Source organism: Sphingobacterium sp. SRCM116780, from assembly GCF_021442025.1.
Lineage (GTDB): Bacteria > Bacteroidota > Bacteroidia > Sphingobacteriales > Sphingobacteriaceae > Sphingobacterium.
This window is the reverse complement of the sequence record NZ_CP090446.1, coordinates 374,375-391,166: the sequence shown is the minus strand read 5'-3', so window position 1 is coordinate 391,166 and position 16,792 is coordinate 374,375. Positions and strand designations below refer to the sequence as shown.

The following is a 16,792-nucleotide window of genomic DNA, read 5'->3' as shown; positions in this document are numbered from 1 at the left end:
ATCAAATAAGTTTAGAATCTAACTTTTACACTACCACCATATGTTCTAAAAGTTGGTCCAGCAGCAAATTCACCAAAATTCGATGAAATATCATTACCATAATTTGTAGCTTCAGGATCCACGAAGTTATTTGATTTTGGAGTCCAAATAAACAAATTCCTTCCAACTAAACTAAAGTCTACTCCCTTAATTTTTGAACCCAATACACGTTTTGGTAAAGAATAAGTCAAAACTAATTCACGTAGTTTAACAAAATCTCTTTCCAATACTGCTTTTTCGTACATAGAATTATTCGTATTAGAGTACCAGTATGCATATTGATTATTTACTGAAATTTGTATATCATTTTCTGCATAACCTCCTCCAGCTAATTGTTTTACCGAATTAGGAACCAACCAAGGTTGTCTTTCGTTAAATGTTGTCTCTGTCGCGTTTCCAACAAAATAATTTAGTTGCGCTGTATAAGAATAGAAGAAACCACCTTTACGCCAATCTACTACTCCTCCCAAACTCCAATCTTTATATTTAAATTTGGTCGTGAAACCCATCTGGAAATCAGGTTCATATTTACCAACAGTTTTCTTAGTATTGGGCTCAGTAATAGGAATACCAGCACTATTTACAACTGTTTTTCCAGCAAACTCTCCCTCTTTAACCGTTAATACTTGAGGTACTTTATAAACGCCTAATGGTTGACCAATTTCAGCAACAAAATCTACAGAATATGCATTTTCAATCAATGTTTCTTTTGTATCGTCATATAAGGCCATTACTTTACTCGTATTTTTCGTAAAGTTTATGCCTAAATCCCATTGAAAATCTTTGTATTTTAATGGTGTAGTATTCAGTCCAATTTCAACACCTTTATTACGAATGTCTCCCATATTCCTTGTACGTCTTGTATATCCAGTTTCTGGAGAAAGATTAATTGCAAAAATCTGATCTACAGTTTTTCTGCTATAATAAGATGCATCTAAACTAATTCTATTTTTTAAGAATTTCATTTCCGCACCAAACTCAAGCTCAGTTGTAATTTCAGGTCTTAAGTCTTCATTACCCAAGGTTTTTGCATGTTGCAAACCTGCAATGCCACCCAAAGGCAAGATAGTATTACCAAATCCTAAACCGATTTGTGCAGCTTGATAATAATTTTCTGTCAAATAGGTAGTAGCATCAGCACCAGTTTTACCCCATGCTGCACGCAGTTTTAAATAATTGAAATTATCTGATTTCAAATCTTTAAATGCATCAGTAACAATTAAAGAAGTATTAATACCTCCATATATATAGTTATTTTGCTTAACAGGAAGAGTCGATGACCAATCCGATCTAAATGACCCATTCACAAACCAATAATTTTTATAAGCGAAAGTCGCATCAGCAAATGCTCCCATTAAACGTTGCCTTACAAAAACATTATTAACTATTGGAGCCTCACTTGTATTTTTTAAACTATACCATCCAGGTACATTTAATCCACTTACATAAGCATCAAGGTAGGTATAGCCTCTTTGATTAAAGTTATAGCCAATAGAACCAGATAAATTAATATCGTCTGAAATATCTTTGTTTGCCTGGAACATTAAAGTTGCATCAAGCTGATTGGTTTTCCTATAGTTTTCACCATAGCGACCAGTAACAGGTGCTTTCGCATTATCAGCAGATGTAGAACCCTCAGTATAAGATATTTTTTGAGCAAAATCAATCGTGCGTGTATTTGCAAAATCTCCACCTAATTTCGCGACTGCATTTAACCACGGAAGAACTTTATAAGAAAGATCGATGTTTCCATAAAAGCGATCATCTTGCAATCTTGATCCATTATCTACTAAAGCTTTATACGGATTAGATGCATAAGCAGTAAAATAATTATCGTAATTGTTATATGGATTATTATAATCTTTCAATGATGAGATATTTACATCAACAGGAATTTGAATCAACTCTTGAAATGTAACATCTCCACCATCTGCCGTACCCTGTCCTTGATAAACGGCATTTAAATCTCTTCTCACATAATTTACACCATAATTGAATGTAAATTTATCAAGACTAGTGTTTCCTCTAAAAGAAAAATTATTACGTTTTAACTTATCAGGATGACCAGGTAGAACCCCTTGTTGATAAAAATTACCATAAGAAAACATATACGATGATTTCTCACCCCCACCAGATAGAGATAAAACATTCGTCGCATCTAAACCAGTTACATAAAAATTCTTGATATTATCTTTTACATAAGCATAAGGTTTTGTCAGCCTAACACCGTCAATCTCTGATCCCCATGGTCTTTCTATACCATCTAATCTAGGTCCCCAAGATCCATTTTCTAAAAAACTAAAATCAGGCCATCCTTGTCCAAAAAGATTTTGAGTTTGAGGAACCATTAATACTTTACTTGCATTAATCGCTCCCGTATATGAAACTTCAAACTTTTGGCCTAATTTTCCTTTTTTAGTCGTGATCATAACAACACCGTGTGCAGCACGAGATCCATATAAAGCTGTAGCTGAAGCTCCTTTTAATACTGTCATTGATTCGATATCATCAGGATTGATATCATTGGCTTGATTACCTAAATCCACAGATCTAGAAAAATTAACATCAGCTTGATAACCATTACTGATAGGCACTCCATCCACTACGTAAAGGGGGTTATTAGCAGAGAATGAAGATACACCACGGATAATCACTTTCGTTGATCCACCCGTAGTTCCGGAGTTCGATATATTTACACCTGCCATTTTACCTTGAAGCCCCGTCATGGCATTCATATTATTGGCTGCTGTAATATCATCGGCTTTAATTGTTGAAGCAGAGTATCCAAGGGCTTTACTTTGCTTGGAAACGCCCATAGCAGTAACAACGACCTCATCCAAAGCATTGTCAGAATTGTCTAATGTAATATTAAAAGAACTTTGACCCTCTTTAACAATTAATGTTTTGTCAGAATAACCTATTGAGCGAAAAACGATCACTTTTCCTGTTGGAACTGAGAACGAATAATTACCGTTCGCGTCGGTTTGAGTAGCGATATTTGATCCTTGAACAGCAATCGTTACACCAACTAATGGCTTCCCATCAGCTCCTGTTACGCGACCACTAATTTTTTTCTCCTGTGCAAATGCCACAGAGGTCAAAATCATACTACCCAAAAAAATACTGAGTAATTTGTGTTTCATATGTTTATATTTATTAAGTAATTAAGTCTATTTACTAAAATTAAATGCTGGCTAACCAATACTACCTTTAACTTCAACAGATAGTTTTACATTTCAAATTGATTCAATAATTGTTAAAGAAATGTTAAAAGCAAATTTAAAATATATTTCTATTTTACAATGCTAACATAGTAAAAAATTTAAACACCAATACCAAAGCAACAATAATCAACTGAATATAAGCACATTAATTTACACTCAGTTTGTAACATTATTAAAAACCTATTTAATTACCATGAAAGAAATTCTAAATAAACTTAGCATATTTTTTAAAAAAGTTTTTTGTATGTAAAAAGTAATTTTTAGAAAGGAATATATTTATATTCATTCAATCCCTTGAGAATTAACAATATCTTTGGATCACTCCTTTGATCATACCTTTAATCTGAAATTTTACTATAAAACTATTGAAATTCAATGATACCACCCCCTAACCCTCTTCGGACTTTCTTCTAACCAACTTCTAAATTTCACTACATCTGGACAACTATTTTTCCGCTGTTGCACCGCCTTTTCCCCGAGTCAACTATGGTAAAAAAGTGGTGAAAGGACGGTAAAAGAGTACTGGAAGTTAGAAGAAAGTCCGAAGAAAGGGCGAAGTTGATATTGTTTTGTTTAACACCAGGTACTGCCTGACCAGTTGCTGATGTAACACGTCCACTAATCTTTTTTTCTTGAGCGAATGTCACTGATGAAAGTATCATCCCCCCTACAAGAAAACTAAGTAATGTTTGTTTCATATTATTGATTTCGTTAATTAATATATATTAATAAATCATATTCATATTAAATAATGTTCACCTTAAGTGTTAATACAACTTTAAAGTCAAAACAAAACACCCCTACTCTCACAGGAATATTCTTTAATGTCATAAACAGATTCAATAGTCTGAAAATCGAAAACACAAGAGTAAACACGTGTTAAAATTCGACTCAACGAGGATCTGTAAATTTTTCTTTCTAAAATTTACGATAAATAATGTGGTAGTATGATCAGTAACATGCGTGACATGCTAAAAACGGATAGCAAATATATAAAGTTGAAGTTGTTGTTGCAAGTATTTTAATAGAAAAGTTTTTTTACCCAAACAAATGCAAATAAGAAGATGGTCTATTATTAAAATAGCAAAAAATATTAAAAGAAATTAAATTTTCACAAAAAACCTCTACAGCAGAATTTTATACGGTATAATTCTATTTTAACAAAATTTTAACAGTACGCTTACCTTAAATTAGCATAAAAAAAGGGATACAAAATTTTGCATCCCTTCCTATTTTTGTGCGTATCTTTTAATCAATATATTCAAAACCAGTATATGGGATTAACACTTTTGGGATTTTAATTCCTTTTTCTGTTTGATTATTTTCTAATAAAGATGCTACAATACGAGGCAAGGCTAACGCTGACCCATTTAAAGTATGAGCCAATTGCATTTTACCTTCTTTATTTTTAAACCTTACTTTTAATCTGTTGGATTGGTAAGTTTCGAAATTAGAAACTGAAGATACTTCTAACCAACGTTTTTGAGCTGCACTATACACTTCCAAATCATATGTCAAGGCTGCTGTAAAACTCATATCACCACCGCAAAGACGTAATACCCGATAGGGCAATTCTAATTTTTGCAATAGCCCTTGTACATAATTACTCATTTCTTCTAATACAGCGTAGGATTGATCTGGATGAACAATCTGTACAGTTTCTACTTTATCAAATTGATGTAAACGATTCAATCCACGAACATGTGCACCGTAAGATCCCGCTTCACGACGAAAACAAGGAGTATAAGCGCAGTGTTTAATCGGGAATTGCTCTTCCTTAACGATAACATCACGATATATATTGGTAACTGGAACTTCAGCAGTTGGAATTAAATACAAATCATCATTTGTTACATGATACATTTGACCTTCCTTGTCCGGTAACTGACCTGTTGCAAAAGCAGAGGCTTCGTTAACCAAAATTGGCACCTGTACTTCTTCATAACCTACTTGAGCAGCTTCATCCAAGAAAAAGTTAATTAATGCGCGTTGTAATCTGGCTCCTTTTCCTTTATAAACTGGGAACCCCGCTCCCGTAACTTTTACTCCAAGCTCTAAATCAACAATATCATATTTTGTCAGCAAATCCCAATGTGAAGATGCATCATCAGCTAATGTTGGTACATCTCCATGTTCCAATACCACTTCATTGTCATCAGCAGATACCCCTAAAGGAACTGACGTATGGGGTAAATTTGGAAGTTGAACAATTTTTGCATTTAAATCCTGCTCCACTTCTGCTAATTGCTCTGTCAATTGCTTGATTTGTTCCTTATATCCAGAGGATTGAGATTTTACGGTTTCAGCTTCTTCTTTTTGACCTTGACGCATCAATTCTCCGATTTTTTTTGCGGATGAATTGGCTTCAGCTGAAAGGGCATCTGACTCAGATTGAATTTTACGACGTTGTTCATCTAAATTGATGATCTCATCGACTAATCCAGTTTCCTTGAAATTTTTGGCTCCTAATCTCTCGATTACCTTATCCCTGTTTTCACGGATATAATTCAATTGCAACATAATTGTATGTGTTTTTAAAGGAACAAAGATAACAAGTGAACTGCAATTAATAAGTAGTAATTTAAAATTAAAATCATTTTTGCAGCTAAGTATATATTTAATTCAGATAACTTGTAAATTGCCTTTGGAAATCTTTAATTGAAAATTATAATATGCAGTATACAGCAGCAAGTAATCGATATCAACAAATGGAATACCGTCGTTCAGGTAATTCGGGCATTAAATTATCTGCGATTTCATTAGGGTTATGGCAGAATTTTGGACATATCAATGATTTTGAAAATAGTCGTAAATTAATTCAAACAGCATTTGACGCAGGAATCACGCATTTTGATCTTGCGAATAATTATGGTCCGCCTCCAGGCTCTGCAGAAGAAAATTTCGGGAAAATATTACAAACAGATTTTAGCGGACATCGAGATGAAATGATTATTTCTTCTAAGGCTGGATACACCATGTGGGATGGACCTTATGGAGACTGGGGATCCAAAAAGTATTTGGTGTCAAGTCTTGATCAAAGCTTAAAGAGAATGAAACTTGACTATGTGGATATTTTCTATCACCATAGACCCGATCCTGAAACACCGTTAGAAGAAACAATGGCAGCTTTACATTTACTCGTTCAACAAGGGAAAGCACTATATGTTGGTATTTCGAACTATAAAACTCCAGAAGCAAAACGTGCCGTTGATTTATTGAAACAAATGGGTACTCCTTGTTTGATCCACCAACCAAAGTATTCTTTATTTGAGCGTTGGGTTGAAGAAAGTTTATTGGATTTATTGACAGAAGAAGCAGTCGGCTGTATTCCCTTTTCACCATTGGCACAAGGCTTATTGACAGATAAATATCTGCACGGCATACCTAAAGATTCTCGAGCAGCTTCTTCTAGTATTTCTCTACATGAGAGTGATATTACTGCAGAAAAAATAGAAAGAATTAAAGCTTTAAATGAGATCGCATCCCAAAGAAATCAAAAACTAGCACAAATGGCCGTATCCTGGTTGTTGAATAAACCTCAGGTTACTTCTGTATTGATTGGTGCGAGTAAAGTTGCTCAGATACAAGATGCTGTGGATGCTGTAAAAAATCAACACTTTTCAACAGAGGAGTTGAATAGCATTGACTTGATTTTATCATAGCTTAACCTATATTGATTTTGTACGCTGATAGAACATCTTTGCTTAAAGAAAGTATCTGAAAAGAGATTGAATATTCTGAACATTCAATCATAGATTCTCCAACATATAAAGAGCACATTACGATCGTGCTTAAAGAAAAACATATGGTTCAAAAGATTATGAAATTAATCTTTTGAACCACATGTTTTTCTCACTCTTATTTTGAGTATTATGTATGTATTTTATTAAATAGTACTTTTTATATTGGAACTGTTATCACCCAATGTCCAGATCGTTTAGATCAATATAAAAGCGCTAAAATCTAAAAAATAACCGATGTAACTTAAAATAATATTAGGATGTTTATGATGCAGATTCCCATCCAAAACGGGAAACTTATAATGGAAAATGAACGCATAAAGTCTTGAATACAATTATCAAAAAAAACTTACCTTTGTACATGCTTTATTTAGTTCCAACGCCAATTGGCAATTTAGAAGACATGACTTTTCGCGCCATTCGTGTGCTAAAAGAGGCTGATGTTATTCTTGCTGAAGATACACGTACGAGTGCGCCACTTTTAAAACATTTTGAAATTGAGAAAAAAGTATTTGCTCACCATCAACATAATGAACATAAAGCTGTTTCTGAAATCATTAAATTTTTAAAAGAAGGTCAAAATATCGCGCTCATTTCCGATGCGGGTACTCCAGCTATTTCGGATCCAGGGTTTTTATTAGTGCGAGAGGCTATAAAAGAAGGACTTGAAGTACAATGTCTACCAGGAGCTACAGCATTTGTTCCTGCTCTTGTCAATTCTGGACTTCCTAATGATCGTTTTTGTTTTGAAGGTTTTCTTCCCGTTAAAAAAGGTCGTCAAACACGAATGAAATTTTTAGCCGAAGAAAAAAGAACAATGATCTTTTACGAATCACCACATCGTGTCTTAAAAACGATAGACGAATTTATTGAAGTTTTTGGAGCAGATAGGCAAGCCTCCATTTCAAGAGAAATAAGTAAGCTGTTCGAAGAAAATGTCAGAGGGACTTTAACAGAATTAAAATTACATTTTGAAAACAATCCAATTAAAGGAGAATTTGTATTTTGTGTAGGAGGATTAGAATAATTTTCAACCTCTTTGTTTATTCTCATATTTAAATAGCTATAACATGAACTTTGAACTTTTCGCCATAGATGGCCAAGACATAAAAATAATTGAAAAATTAGTTGTCAAATTGCAAGATATGATGACTGATGGGGAGCATATTGATTATATTGCAGTGCAAAAGAAACCTGCTGTTACAATCCTTCCTGATAGTATCACCATTAGTAATAAGCGTATTTTCATGTGTGAGTTCACAAAATTAGGTTTAGCAACTGATTTTGAGATATTCAGCTGGAAAGATATTAAAGACATCGCCTTTAAGGAAGAAATATTTGGTTCTAAGGTAACCGTTATTCCTTTTACTGGTGAGAATCTAAGTATTGACTATATCCCTAAGATTCAGGCTAGAAAATTATATCAATTAATTAAAGGGGCACTTGAAACTTCTAAATTGAAAGAAATTGCACTAGAGAAAGAAAAGTTTATTGTAACCACACCTCCCATTCAACCTGCACCTACGTTTGAAATTCATCAACCTGTTGAAGAGGAAGTCGTACAAAATAATTCAGTGATCGAACCGGTGAAAGAGGCGATAAGAGAACCTATTATTATCCCTGCTATAGTTGAGTCTCCAGCTCCCAAAATAGAGGAAGATGATGATGAAATAACCTTAAAGCTTCGAAAACTGAAAAGCTTATTTGACAAACAATTAATTACACAAGCTGAATACGAAAACAAGAAAAACGAAATTTTATCTCAAATTTAATCGTGAGAAACCAATATTTACTGGCACTTTTAAGTGCCTTTTTACTATGGTTGGGATGGCCCCCTATCCCATACACTAGCCCTATATTATTAATAGCTTTTCTTCCATTGCTCATTGCTATTGAAAATATCATTAGAAATGAAAGTTTTACAAAAAAAGGTAAAAAAGTATTTCTGACAGCAGGATTAACCACTATCGTGTGGAATACGGCTTCCATTTATTGGGTATATAATTCGATCTCGGCAGTTATGCCTTGGTATATCGCTGTTTTTATTTCATTAATTCCTTTTTGTTTAGGATCTTTTTTGATGGCTATCGCATTTCGTTTATATTATCAAATGCGTAAGAAAGTCTCTATTTTCCTTTCTTTAATTGGTCTATTAGGTTTTTGGATAGCTTATGAATATCTCCATCAATCATGGGATTTAGCTTTCCCTTGGATGACCTTAGGCAATGGATTTGCAACTTTTCATCAGTTAATCCAATGGTACGAATTTACGGGTGTATATGGTGGAAGCATGTGGATTTGGTTAAGCAATATTTTGATTTTCCTGCTTTATCTGAACAAAAAGGAAATAGCATCTTTAAGAAGACCGAAAGCCACAAAAATTGCGCTTATTTTACTATTGGCTGTTCCATCTACATACTCAATTATTCGTTATTGCACATATGAAGAGCATATCAATCCTTCCCAAATCGTAACGGTTCAACCCAACATCGATCCATTTGGAAAGTTTGGTTATATTTCACCAGAAGAGCAGCTAAATACATTAATGCAACTGTCTCGATCTGTGGCCAAACCCAATACGGAGTTTTTCATTTGGCCTGAAACCGCTTTATCACAACAAGGTGATTTTGATGAAGAGAATTTTAGAAGTACAACAACATTTGATTCCATTATACGTTTTTTGGATCAGTATAAAAATGGTAATGTGCTATCCGGAATAGAAAGTTACAGGTTGTACAATGATCAAAGAACCTTATCTGCAAGAGAAGTTGCGCCGAAAGTATACCAAGACAATTTCAATGCAGCTACCTTAATTGATTTCTCATCAAAACTACAATTCTACCATAAATCAAAATTGGTTCCAGGTGTAGAGCAGATGCCTTTTGGTTCTGCTATTAATTTTCTAAAACCATTGTTTAAAGCATTTGGAGGTACGACTGGAGGATATGGAAAACAAGATGCACCAACAGTCTTTTATGCTCAAAGTGGTATTGGTGCCGCTCCAATTATCTGCTATGAATCGATTTGGGGATCCTATGTAACGCAATACATCAAACAAGGAGCTCAATTTATTGCTATCATAACCAATGATGGTTGGTGGGGAAACACCTCTGGTAAAGATCAACATTTAGATTATGCAAAATTAAGGGCAATAGAAAACCGTAGATGGGTAGCAAGGTCTGCCAATACCGGTATTTCAGCATTTATTAATCAAAGAGGTGATATTGTCCAAAAAACAAAATGGTGGGAACCAACCGCTTTGACACAAGAAATTAATCTAAATGAGGAATTAACGCTCTACACGCGCACAGGTGACTTATTTGCTTATTTAGGTCTACTCATTGCTATCCTCGGTGTATTAACTTTTTTTAAAAAATCAAAAGCAAGCAATTTTATTAAATAATTATCATGTAGCACAGTAAGTAAACCTACTTTTACTTAATTTTGTGCACTATGCAAGTATATTTTGATAATGCTGCAACTACAGCACTAGATCCAGAAGTGATTCGTGTCATGATAGACACGATGGAAAATAATTTTGGTAATCCATCGTCTATTCATTCACATGGTCGACAAGTAAAAACAATTGTTGAGAAATCTCGTAAAACAATTGCCCATATATTAAAAACCTCACCCTCTGAAATATTCTTTACCTCAGGAGGTACTGAAGCAGATAATATGGCAATCGTACGTTCTATCTTGGATTTTGGTATCACGCATGCTATTACAACACCAATTGAGCACCACGCTGTATTACATACCTTAGAAGAAATACAAAAGTTGGGAAAAGTTCATCTCGATTTATTACAAGTAGATGCGGAGGGGAATATTGATTTAAATCAATTGGAAGAATTATTAGCCCAAAACCCAAGAACATTTGTTTCCATCATGCATGCTAATAATGAATTGGGGAATATAAATGATATTGAAAAAATTTCTGAAATCTGTCAAAAATACAATGCTGTCCTTCATTCAGATACGGTCCAAACTATGGGACATTATCCACATGATTTAAGTAAATTAAAAATTGATTTTATTACAGGTGCTGCACATAAATTTCATGGTCCGAAAGGTGTTGGTTTTCTATATATCAATGCGAACAACAAAATCAAACCAATGATTTATGGAGGAGCGCAAGAACGTAATATGCGTGGTGGTACAGAGAATGTATACGGCATAGCAGGTTTAGCTAAGGCACTTGAACTTAGCTATCAACATATGGAAGAGCACGCTGCCTATATACAAGGTTTAAAAACCTATATGATGGAACAATTACAATCTGCAATTCCAGATATCAAATTTAATGGTGTAACAGTAGCAAATAAATCGCTCTATACGGTTTTGAATGTATCTTTCCCCTGCACAGAGATGGCAGACATGTTATTGTTTAATTTAGATATTGCAGGTATTTCTTGTTCAGGAGGTAGTGCTTGTAGTTCAGGGACTGATATTGGTTCGCATGTATTGGGCGCTATTAAGGCTGATGGAACACGACCTTCAGTTCGCTTTTCATTCTCTAGAAATAATACAAGAGCCGAAATTGATTTTGTAGTCAATCATTTGAAAGAGTTATGCAAATAAAATAACTTCATAGAAAAAGCCTTCATGAAGGCTTTTTTATTACTCTTTCATTTTTTCCAACTTATAATTATCAGCCAACTCTCCTCCGATCTCATTACCTGCTAAATCCAATTGTAAGAGTTTTGTATCTCCCAATTTAAATTTATAATCGACTCCCTCAAGCGTAATGATATTATTTTCAAATTTCCATTTTCCATCCTTCACAAACACCTCATCACTTTTATTCAAATACTTGGATGAATAGCTATAAGAAAAATTTTTATTTAATTTCAAGACCGTTTCAATACCATCACAATCAGCACAAGGCATAACGCCCATGTAATCACCACTCAGATTATTCAAATCTGCATTTCTGTGCTCTTTGTCTTTTATAAGTTCAGCTCCTTTACGCTGATTGTCACATGCTGTAAAGACAAATAGTATAGATAATAGTAAAATAAACAGCCTTTTCATCTTCTTTATAACTCCTCCTCAAGATCCTAAGAAGTTATACTCAAAATGAATACCAAAAATTAAATGTTAAATGTTAAAAAAGTGTTAATACTCATCTTCATCGTCGCCATCAAGCAAACTCAAGGCTCCACGTAACTCACTTAACGCATGCATATTACGTTTTTGTTGGGTAATCAACATTCCCTTTTTATAAATCTCCCGCGCATCTTCCAATTGGTTCAGTTTTTCGTACAGTTTACCAAGATGATAATAGGTTCCTACATAATCTTCATGATTGGCAATTAAGTCCAGGTAGCCATTAAGCGCTTCTCCCTGATTTCCCAACTTTAAATATTCTGTAGCTAAAGCATATTTCAAAAAAGGATCTTGAGGAGAATCCTTCAAAAAGTCCAGTAATTGTTGCAAACGATCAGCTGTCATGTATTTTCAATTTTATAAATTTTACACCTGTAAAGTTATAAATAATTGGAGAAGCTAAAAATCAAAGATTGAAAACAAAATACTATGCTAGCATATAAAAATGACGGAATATTGACGAATGAATAATCAGGTAGAAATTTAGAAAAATTGAAATAAAAATTATATAATTCGTAAAATATACACATTTAACGAATATAAAATTCGATAATTTAGACAAATAAGCCTTTAATTTTAATAAAAACAAAATTGAATATTCACTATTCATTCATATCCTACTCTCCTAAATTATCTTTACATTTAACCTAAATTATAGTAGGTTTGTATAAAACGGTAATAAATTATGAAAATATTAGTCTGCATAAGTAATGTCCCCGACACTACTTCAAAAATTACGTTCACCAATGACAACACCGCTTTTAATAGTGCGGGTGTACAATACATTGTGAATCCATATGATGAGATTGCCTTATCAAAAGCAATAGATTTAGCAGAAGGAGGAAAAGGTTCTGTAACTGTTATTACAGTTGGAGATGCAAGTACTGATGCTACCATTCGTAAAGCCTTGGCAACAGGTGCAGACAATGCAATCCGCGTAAATGCAACCCCTAGGGACGCTTGGTTTGTAGCCAATCAAATTGCTCATTATGCGAAAGAAAACAACTTTGATCTTATATTAACAGGAAGAGAATCCATTGATTATAATGGTGCACAAGTAGCTGGCTTTGTAGCCTCACTTCTAAACATCCCTTCTGTCTCCATCAGTAAAAAACTAGATATAGATGGAAATACGGCAACCGTAGAACGCGAAATCGAAGGTGGAAAGGAAGTATTAACGTTAAACTTACCTGCTGTCATTGGTACAGCTGAAGGTGTTGCTGAAACTAAAATTCCGAACATGAGAGGTATTATGAGCGCAAGAACAAAACCTTTAGATGTGATTGAACCTCTTGAAGTCGCTCAACTATCACAAATTGTAAAATTTGAGACTCCAGAACCTCGCGGTACTGTCACCTTAGTGGATGCTGGAGACGTGGAAAAATTAGTAGCTCTTTTGCACGAAAAAGCAAAAGTAATTTAATCAACATTTAAAAGAAAAAACATGTCAATATTAGTATATGTAGAAAATACAGATGGTAAGTTTAAGAAATCAGCGTTCGAAGCTGTTTCCTATGCTAAAGCTATCGCTAATCAAACGCAAAATCAGGTTATTGCAATATCTATCGGAAATGTAGAAGAAGCTCAATTGAGTCAATTGGGCAAATACGGTGCAAGCAAAGTTTTGAGTGTAAATACAGAGCAATTAAAATCATTTGTCAACCAGGCTTATGCTGCTATCATCGTTGATGCATCAAAAGCAAATGATGCATCTGTGGTTGTGTTATCAAATTCCTTTTCAGGGAAGGGCTTAGCTCCACGTATTGCTGCAAAATTAAATGCAGCCTTAGCAGATGGTGCGATTGAATTACCAACCATAAATGGTCAAAATCTACAAGTGAAGACTGGTGCTTTCTCAGGTAAAGCATTCTCATTTGTAGCACTAACTTCTGCTATAAAAGTAATCGCTTTAAATCCAAATTCTTTTGAAGTAAAAGAATCAGAGGTATCTGCTGCAATCGAAAATTATACTCCAAGTGTTGATGCTTCGGATTTCAGTACAATTGTGAAAGAAATTGTTAGGGCTACAGATAAAATATCTTTACCAGAGGCTGATATTGTTGTATCTGCAGGTAGAGGTTTGAAAGGTCCCGAAAACTGGGCGATGATTGAAGAATTAGCCAATGTCTTAGGCGCTGCAACAGCTTGTTCTAAACCTGTATCTGATGCAGGATGGAGACCTCACTCGGAGCACGTAGGACAAACAGGAATTGTCGTGAGTCCTAACTTGTATATTGCTATTGGCATTTCTGGTGCCATTCAACATTTAGCAGGAGTAAGTTCCTCAAAAACGATTGTTGTGATTAATAAAGATCCTGAAGCGCCTTTTTTTAAAGTAGCAGATTATGGTATTATAGGCGACGCTTTTGACGTTGTTCCTAAATTAATTTCGGCTTTAAAAGCTTATAAAGGACTATAAATTTCCTCCTATAAAAACTCCATTCATAAATTTATTGTGAATGGAGTTTTTTTTTGCTTCGAATATTCGCATATTTGTAAACCGTAAGAAGGGTATTATAATGAAGAAAATCAAGTTAGACATCGTTGGCTTATCCTACAGTCAGACACAATCTGGAGCATATGCATTAGTTTTAGGTGAGTCTGGAGGGAATCGTCGTCTACCGATTATTATCGGAAGTCACGAGGCACAAGCTATCGCGATTAGAATAGAAAAAATGATTCCTAGTCGTCCCCTAACACATGATTTATTTCAAAGTTTTGCAGAATCTTTTCACATCAATTTTGAAGAAGTTCTTATCTACAACTTAATCGAAGGTATATTCTATGCTAAGATTATCTGCTCAGATGGAGATAAAGTTGTAGAGATAGATGCCCGTACTTCAGATGCTGTTGCTTTAGCTGTACGTTTTGGAGCTCCTATTTACACCTATGATTTCATATTGGCTTCTGCAGGTATTGTCATTGAAGGTAATGAGTTTGCTTTTCTTGACAACCTTGAAAATGCAGTAAAAGGAGAAATCGTGGAAGATGAGATAAAACAAGAAGCCACAAAAAAAGCAGAGGTACAAAATCCTTTCTCAAGTCTTACAGACGAACAATTAAAAACTGTACTCAATCAATCCCTTATTGATGAAAATTATGAGCAAGCAGCTTTAATTCGTGATGAGATTTCGCGAAGAAAATAACGAATTAATCCTCAAAGAAAAACAAACTCAACTATACTTTATTTATGTCTATTAAATTACGGTTGACCATTATGAACTTCCTTCAGTTTTTTGTGTGGGGAGCTTGGTTGATTACAATAGCAAACTACTGGTTTGGCACCAAACAATGGGACGGAACTCAATTCGGAGCTATTTTTGCAACAATGGGATTTGCATCTTTGTTTATGCCAACCATAATTGGAATTATTGCTGATCGATGGATAAATGCGGAGAAATTATATTTAGTTCTTCATCTTCTATATGCTGCTGTTCTTTTTTATTTACCACAAATAAATGATCCCTCTGCTTTTTTCTATGCCATGCTATTAGCCATGTGCTTTTATATGCCTACACTTGCATTATCAAATTCAATTGCATACACAGTTCTAACCCAAGGTAAATATGATTTAGTGAAGGCATTCCCCCCTATTCGAGTGTGGGGAACGGTTGGATTTATTGCTGCAATGTGGATTGTTAACTTAACAGGAAGCAAGGCGACGGGTATGCAGTTTTACATAGCAGGAGCAGCTGCCGTAGGATTAGGCTTATTTTCTTTTACTATTCCGAAATGCCCCCCAAGAAACATTAAGAACGAAAATTCATCTTTGATAAGAACATTGGGATTGGAAGCTTTCAAATTATTTAGCAACTATAAAATGGCATTGTTCTTTATCTTTTCAATGCTTTTAGGTGCGGCGCTTCAATTAACGAATGCTTATGGTGATGTTTTTTTAGATGAATTTAAGTTTTTCCCAAAATATGCAAATTCATTCGTCATAAAATATTCGACTATTATCATGTCGATTTCCCAAATTTCAGAAACCTTATTCATTTTAGCAATTCCGTTTTTCTTGAAAAGATTTGGAATCAAAAAAGTCATGCTTATCTCTATGTTTGCTTGGGTACTCCGTTTTGGACTATTCGCTTATGGAGATCCTTCATCTGGTTTATGGATGATTATTCTTTCTTGTATTGTTTACGGAATGGCTTTTGACTTCTTCAATATTTCAGGCTCTCTATTTGTTGAAACATCTACGAATTCCCAAATCAGAAGTTCTGCTCAAGGGTTGTTTATGATGATGACTAATGGTTTTGGTGCTGTATTTGGTAGTCTGGCCTCTGGATGGATTATAGATAAATACTACACAAAATCATACAACAATTTGCATGATTTGGCCATTCGTTTAGAAACAACACCTGATAATCCTAGACTCTTGAATTGGTTAACTAAAAGAAAGATTAATTTTCAAAATGGAATATTTGACCATGACATACTATTAAAAGATTGGCATCATATCTGGCTCGTTTTTTCTGTTTATACATTAATCGTAGCGATTCTATTTGCTATTCTTTTTAAGCATAAACATGATAAAAACGTACCCCTTAACGCTAAATAATAAAACAGCCATTCGATAAATGGCTGTTTCTATTTCTCCGAAAACGATCTTTCTTTATCTCGGATAGTGTTTTATCCATAAATAAAATACAAGTAGAGAACTATGATACTATTTGATTT

Annotated in this window: 14 protein-coding genes; 9 read left to right on the top strand and 5 right to left on the bottom strand. The window is 34.3% G+C overall.

The window, feature by feature from the left end; all coding sequences use genetic code 11:
• Window positions 1-11 precede the first annotated feature (11 nt).
• The 3 genes from LZQ00_RS01590 to serS all read right to left on the bottom strand — a co-directional run bounded on the left by LZQ00_RS01590 (window position 12) and on the right by serS (window position 5,783).
• On the bottom strand, window positions 12-3,182 hold the full coding sequence (locus LZQ00_RS01590) for a SusC/RagA family TonB-linked outer membrane protein (protein ID WP_234511343.1): 3,171 nt from the start codon (window positions 3,180-3,182) through the stop codon (window positions 12-14).
• 512 nt (window positions 3,183-3,694) lie between these two features.
• Window positions 3,695-3,961, bottom strand: a complete 267-nt coding sequence (locus LZQ00_RS01585) for a hypothetical protein (protein ID WP_234511341.1) — start codon at window positions 3,959-3,961, stop codon at window positions 3,695-3,697.
• 550 nt (window positions 3,962-4,511) lie between these two features.
• Window positions 4,512-5,783, bottom strand: coding sequence for a serine--tRNA ligase (gene serS / locus LZQ00_RS01580; protein WP_234511339.1), 1,272 nt, complete (start codon window positions 5,781-5,783; stop codon window positions 4,512-4,514).
• A 152-nt stretch (window positions 5,784-5,935) separates the two neighbouring features.
• On the opposite strand from serS, the gene mgrA reads away from it, so the two are divergent.
• From mgrA to LZQ00_RS01555, 5 genes are all read left to right on the top strand, one after another.
• Complete coding sequence (gene mgrA, locus LZQ00_RS01575; protein WP_234511337.1) at window positions 5,936-6,925, top strand: L-glyceraldehyde 3-phosphate reductase; 990 nt, start codon at window positions 5,936-5,938, stop codon at window positions 6,923-6,925.
• Window positions 6,926-7,364: 439 nt separating this feature from the next.
• Window positions 7,365-8,030 (top strand): 16S rRNA (cytidine(1402)-2'-O)-methyltransferase, encoded by a 666-nt coding sequence (gene rsmI, locus LZQ00_RS01570; RefSeq protein ID WP_234511336.1) that lies wholly within the window; start codon window positions 7,365-7,367, stop codon window positions 8,028-8,030.
• A 43-nt stretch (window positions 8,031-8,073) separates the two neighbouring features.
• The gene (locus LZQ00_RS01565) at window positions 8,074-8,775 is read left to right on the top strand and encodes a PH domain-containing protein (protein ID WP_234511334.1); all 702 of its coding nucleotides are present in this window, start codon (window positions 8,074-8,076) and stop codon (window positions 8,773-8,775) included.
• A gap of 2 nt (window positions 8,776-8,777) precedes the next feature.
• Entirely contained in the window at window positions 8,778-10,406 is a 1,629-nt protein-coding gene (lnt, locus tag LZQ00_RS01560; RefSeq protein ID WP_234511332.1) for an apolipoprotein N-acyltransferase, read from the top strand.
• A 50-nt stretch (window positions 10,407-10,456) separates the two neighbouring features.
• Window positions 10,457-11,584 (top strand): cysteine desulfurase family protein, encoded by a 1,128-nt coding sequence (locus LZQ00_RS01555; protein ID WP_234511330.1) that lies wholly within the window; start codon window positions 10,457-10,459, stop codon window positions 11,582-11,584.
• 39 nt (window positions 11,585-11,623) lie between these two features.
• On the opposite strand, the gene LZQ00_RS01550 is transcribed toward LZQ00_RS01555, so the two are convergent.
• Window positions 11,624-12,037, bottom strand: coding sequence for a copper resistance protein NlpE (locus LZQ00_RS01550; RefSeq protein ID WP_234511329.1), 414 nt, complete (start codon window positions 12,035-12,037; stop codon window positions 11,624-11,626).
• Between the two features lie 84 nt (window positions 12,038-12,121).
• A complete protein-coding gene (locus LZQ00_RS01545) occupies window positions 12,122-12,457 on the bottom strand; it encodes a tetratricopeptide repeat protein (protein WP_234511327.1) in 336 nt (111 codons plus the stop codon).
• Window positions 12,458-12,797: 340 nt separating this feature from the next.
• Between LZQ00_RS01545 and LZQ00_RS01540 the strand changes: the two genes are divergently transcribed.
• From LZQ00_RS01540 to LZQ00_RS01525, 4 genes are all read left to right on the top strand, one after another.
• Window positions 12,798-13,535, top strand: a complete 738-nt coding sequence (locus LZQ00_RS01540) for an electron transfer flavoprotein subunit beta/FixA family protein (RefSeq protein WP_234511326.1) — start codon at window positions 12,798-12,800, stop codon at window positions 13,533-13,535.
• Between the two features lie 21 nt (window positions 13,536-13,556).
• Complete coding sequence (locus tag LZQ00_RS01535) at window positions 13,557-14,531, top strand: electron transfer flavoprotein subunit alpha/FixB family protein (protein WP_234511325.1); 975 nt, start codon at window positions 13,557-13,559, stop codon at window positions 14,529-14,531.
• A 100-nt stretch (window positions 14,532-14,631) separates the two neighbouring features.
• Entirely contained in the window at window positions 14,632-15,258 is a 627-nt protein-coding gene (locus LZQ00_RS01530) for a bifunctional nuclease family protein (protein WP_234511323.1), read from the top strand.
• A gap of 44 nt (window positions 15,259-15,302) precedes the next feature.
• Window positions 15,303-16,673: a nucleoside permease gene (locus LZQ00_RS01525; protein WP_234511321.1), complete on the top strand. Its 1,371-nt coding sequence runs from the start codon at window positions 15,303-15,305 to the stop codon at window positions 16,671-16,673.
• The last annotated feature ends 119 nt before the right edge of the window (window positions 16,674-16,792 follow it).

What these genes read in the sequence shown, in the direction of transcription:
- LZQ00_RS01590 (WP_234511343.1), bottom strand. Translation starts at nt 3,182, where the DNA reads ATGAAACACAAATTACTCAGTATTTTTTTGGGTAGTATGATTTTGACC.
- LZQ00_RS01565 (WP_234511334.1), top strand. Translation starts at nt 8,074, where the DNA reads ATGAACTTTGAACTTTTCGCCATAGATGGCCAAGACATAAAAATAATT.
- LZQ00_RS01545 (WP_234511327.1), bottom strand. Translation starts at nt 12,457, where the DNA reads ATGACAGCTGATCGTTTGCAACAATTACTGGACTTTTTGAAGGATTCT.
- LZQ00_RS01555 (WP_234511330.1), top strand. Translation starts at nt 10,457, where the DNA reads ATGCAAGTATATTTTGATAATGCTGCAACTACAGCACTAGATCCAGAA.
- LZQ00_RS01540 (WP_234511326.1), top strand. Translation starts at nt 12,798, where the DNA reads ATGAAAATATTAGTCTGCATAAGTAATGTCCCCGACACTACTTCAAAA.
- mgrA (WP_234511337.1), top strand. Translation starts at nt 5,936, where the DNA reads ATGCAGTATACAGCAGCAAGTAATCGATATCAACAAATGGAATACCGT.
- LZQ00_RS01585 (WP_234511341.1), bottom strand. Translation starts at nt 3,961, where the DNA reads ATGAAACAAACATTACTTAGTTTTCTTGTAGGGGGGATGATACTTTCA.
- LZQ00_RS01530 (WP_234511323.1), top strand. Translation starts at nt 14,632, where the DNA reads ATGAAGAAAATCAAGTTAGACATCGTTGGCTTATCCTACAGTCAGACA.
- LZQ00_RS01550 (WP_234511329.1), bottom strand. Translation starts at nt 12,037, where the DNA reads ATGAAAAGGCTGTTTATTTTACTATTATCTATACTATTTGTCTTTACA.
- LZQ00_RS01525 (WP_234511321.1), top strand. Translation starts at nt 15,303, where the DNA reads ATGTCTATTAAATTACGGTTGACCATTATGAACTTCCTTCAGTTTTTT.
- LZQ00_RS01535 (WP_234511325.1), top strand. Translation starts at nt 13,557, where the DNA reads ATGTCAATATTAGTATATGTAGAAAATACAGATGGTAAGTTTAAGAAA.
- rsmI (WP_234511336.1), top strand. Translation starts at nt 7,365, where the DNA reads ATGCTTTATTTAGTTCCAACGCCAATTGGCAATTTAGAAGACATGACT.
- serS (WP_234511339.1), bottom strand. Translation starts at nt 5,783, where the DNA reads ATGTTGCAATTGAATTATATCCGTGAAAACAGGGATAAGGTAATCGAG.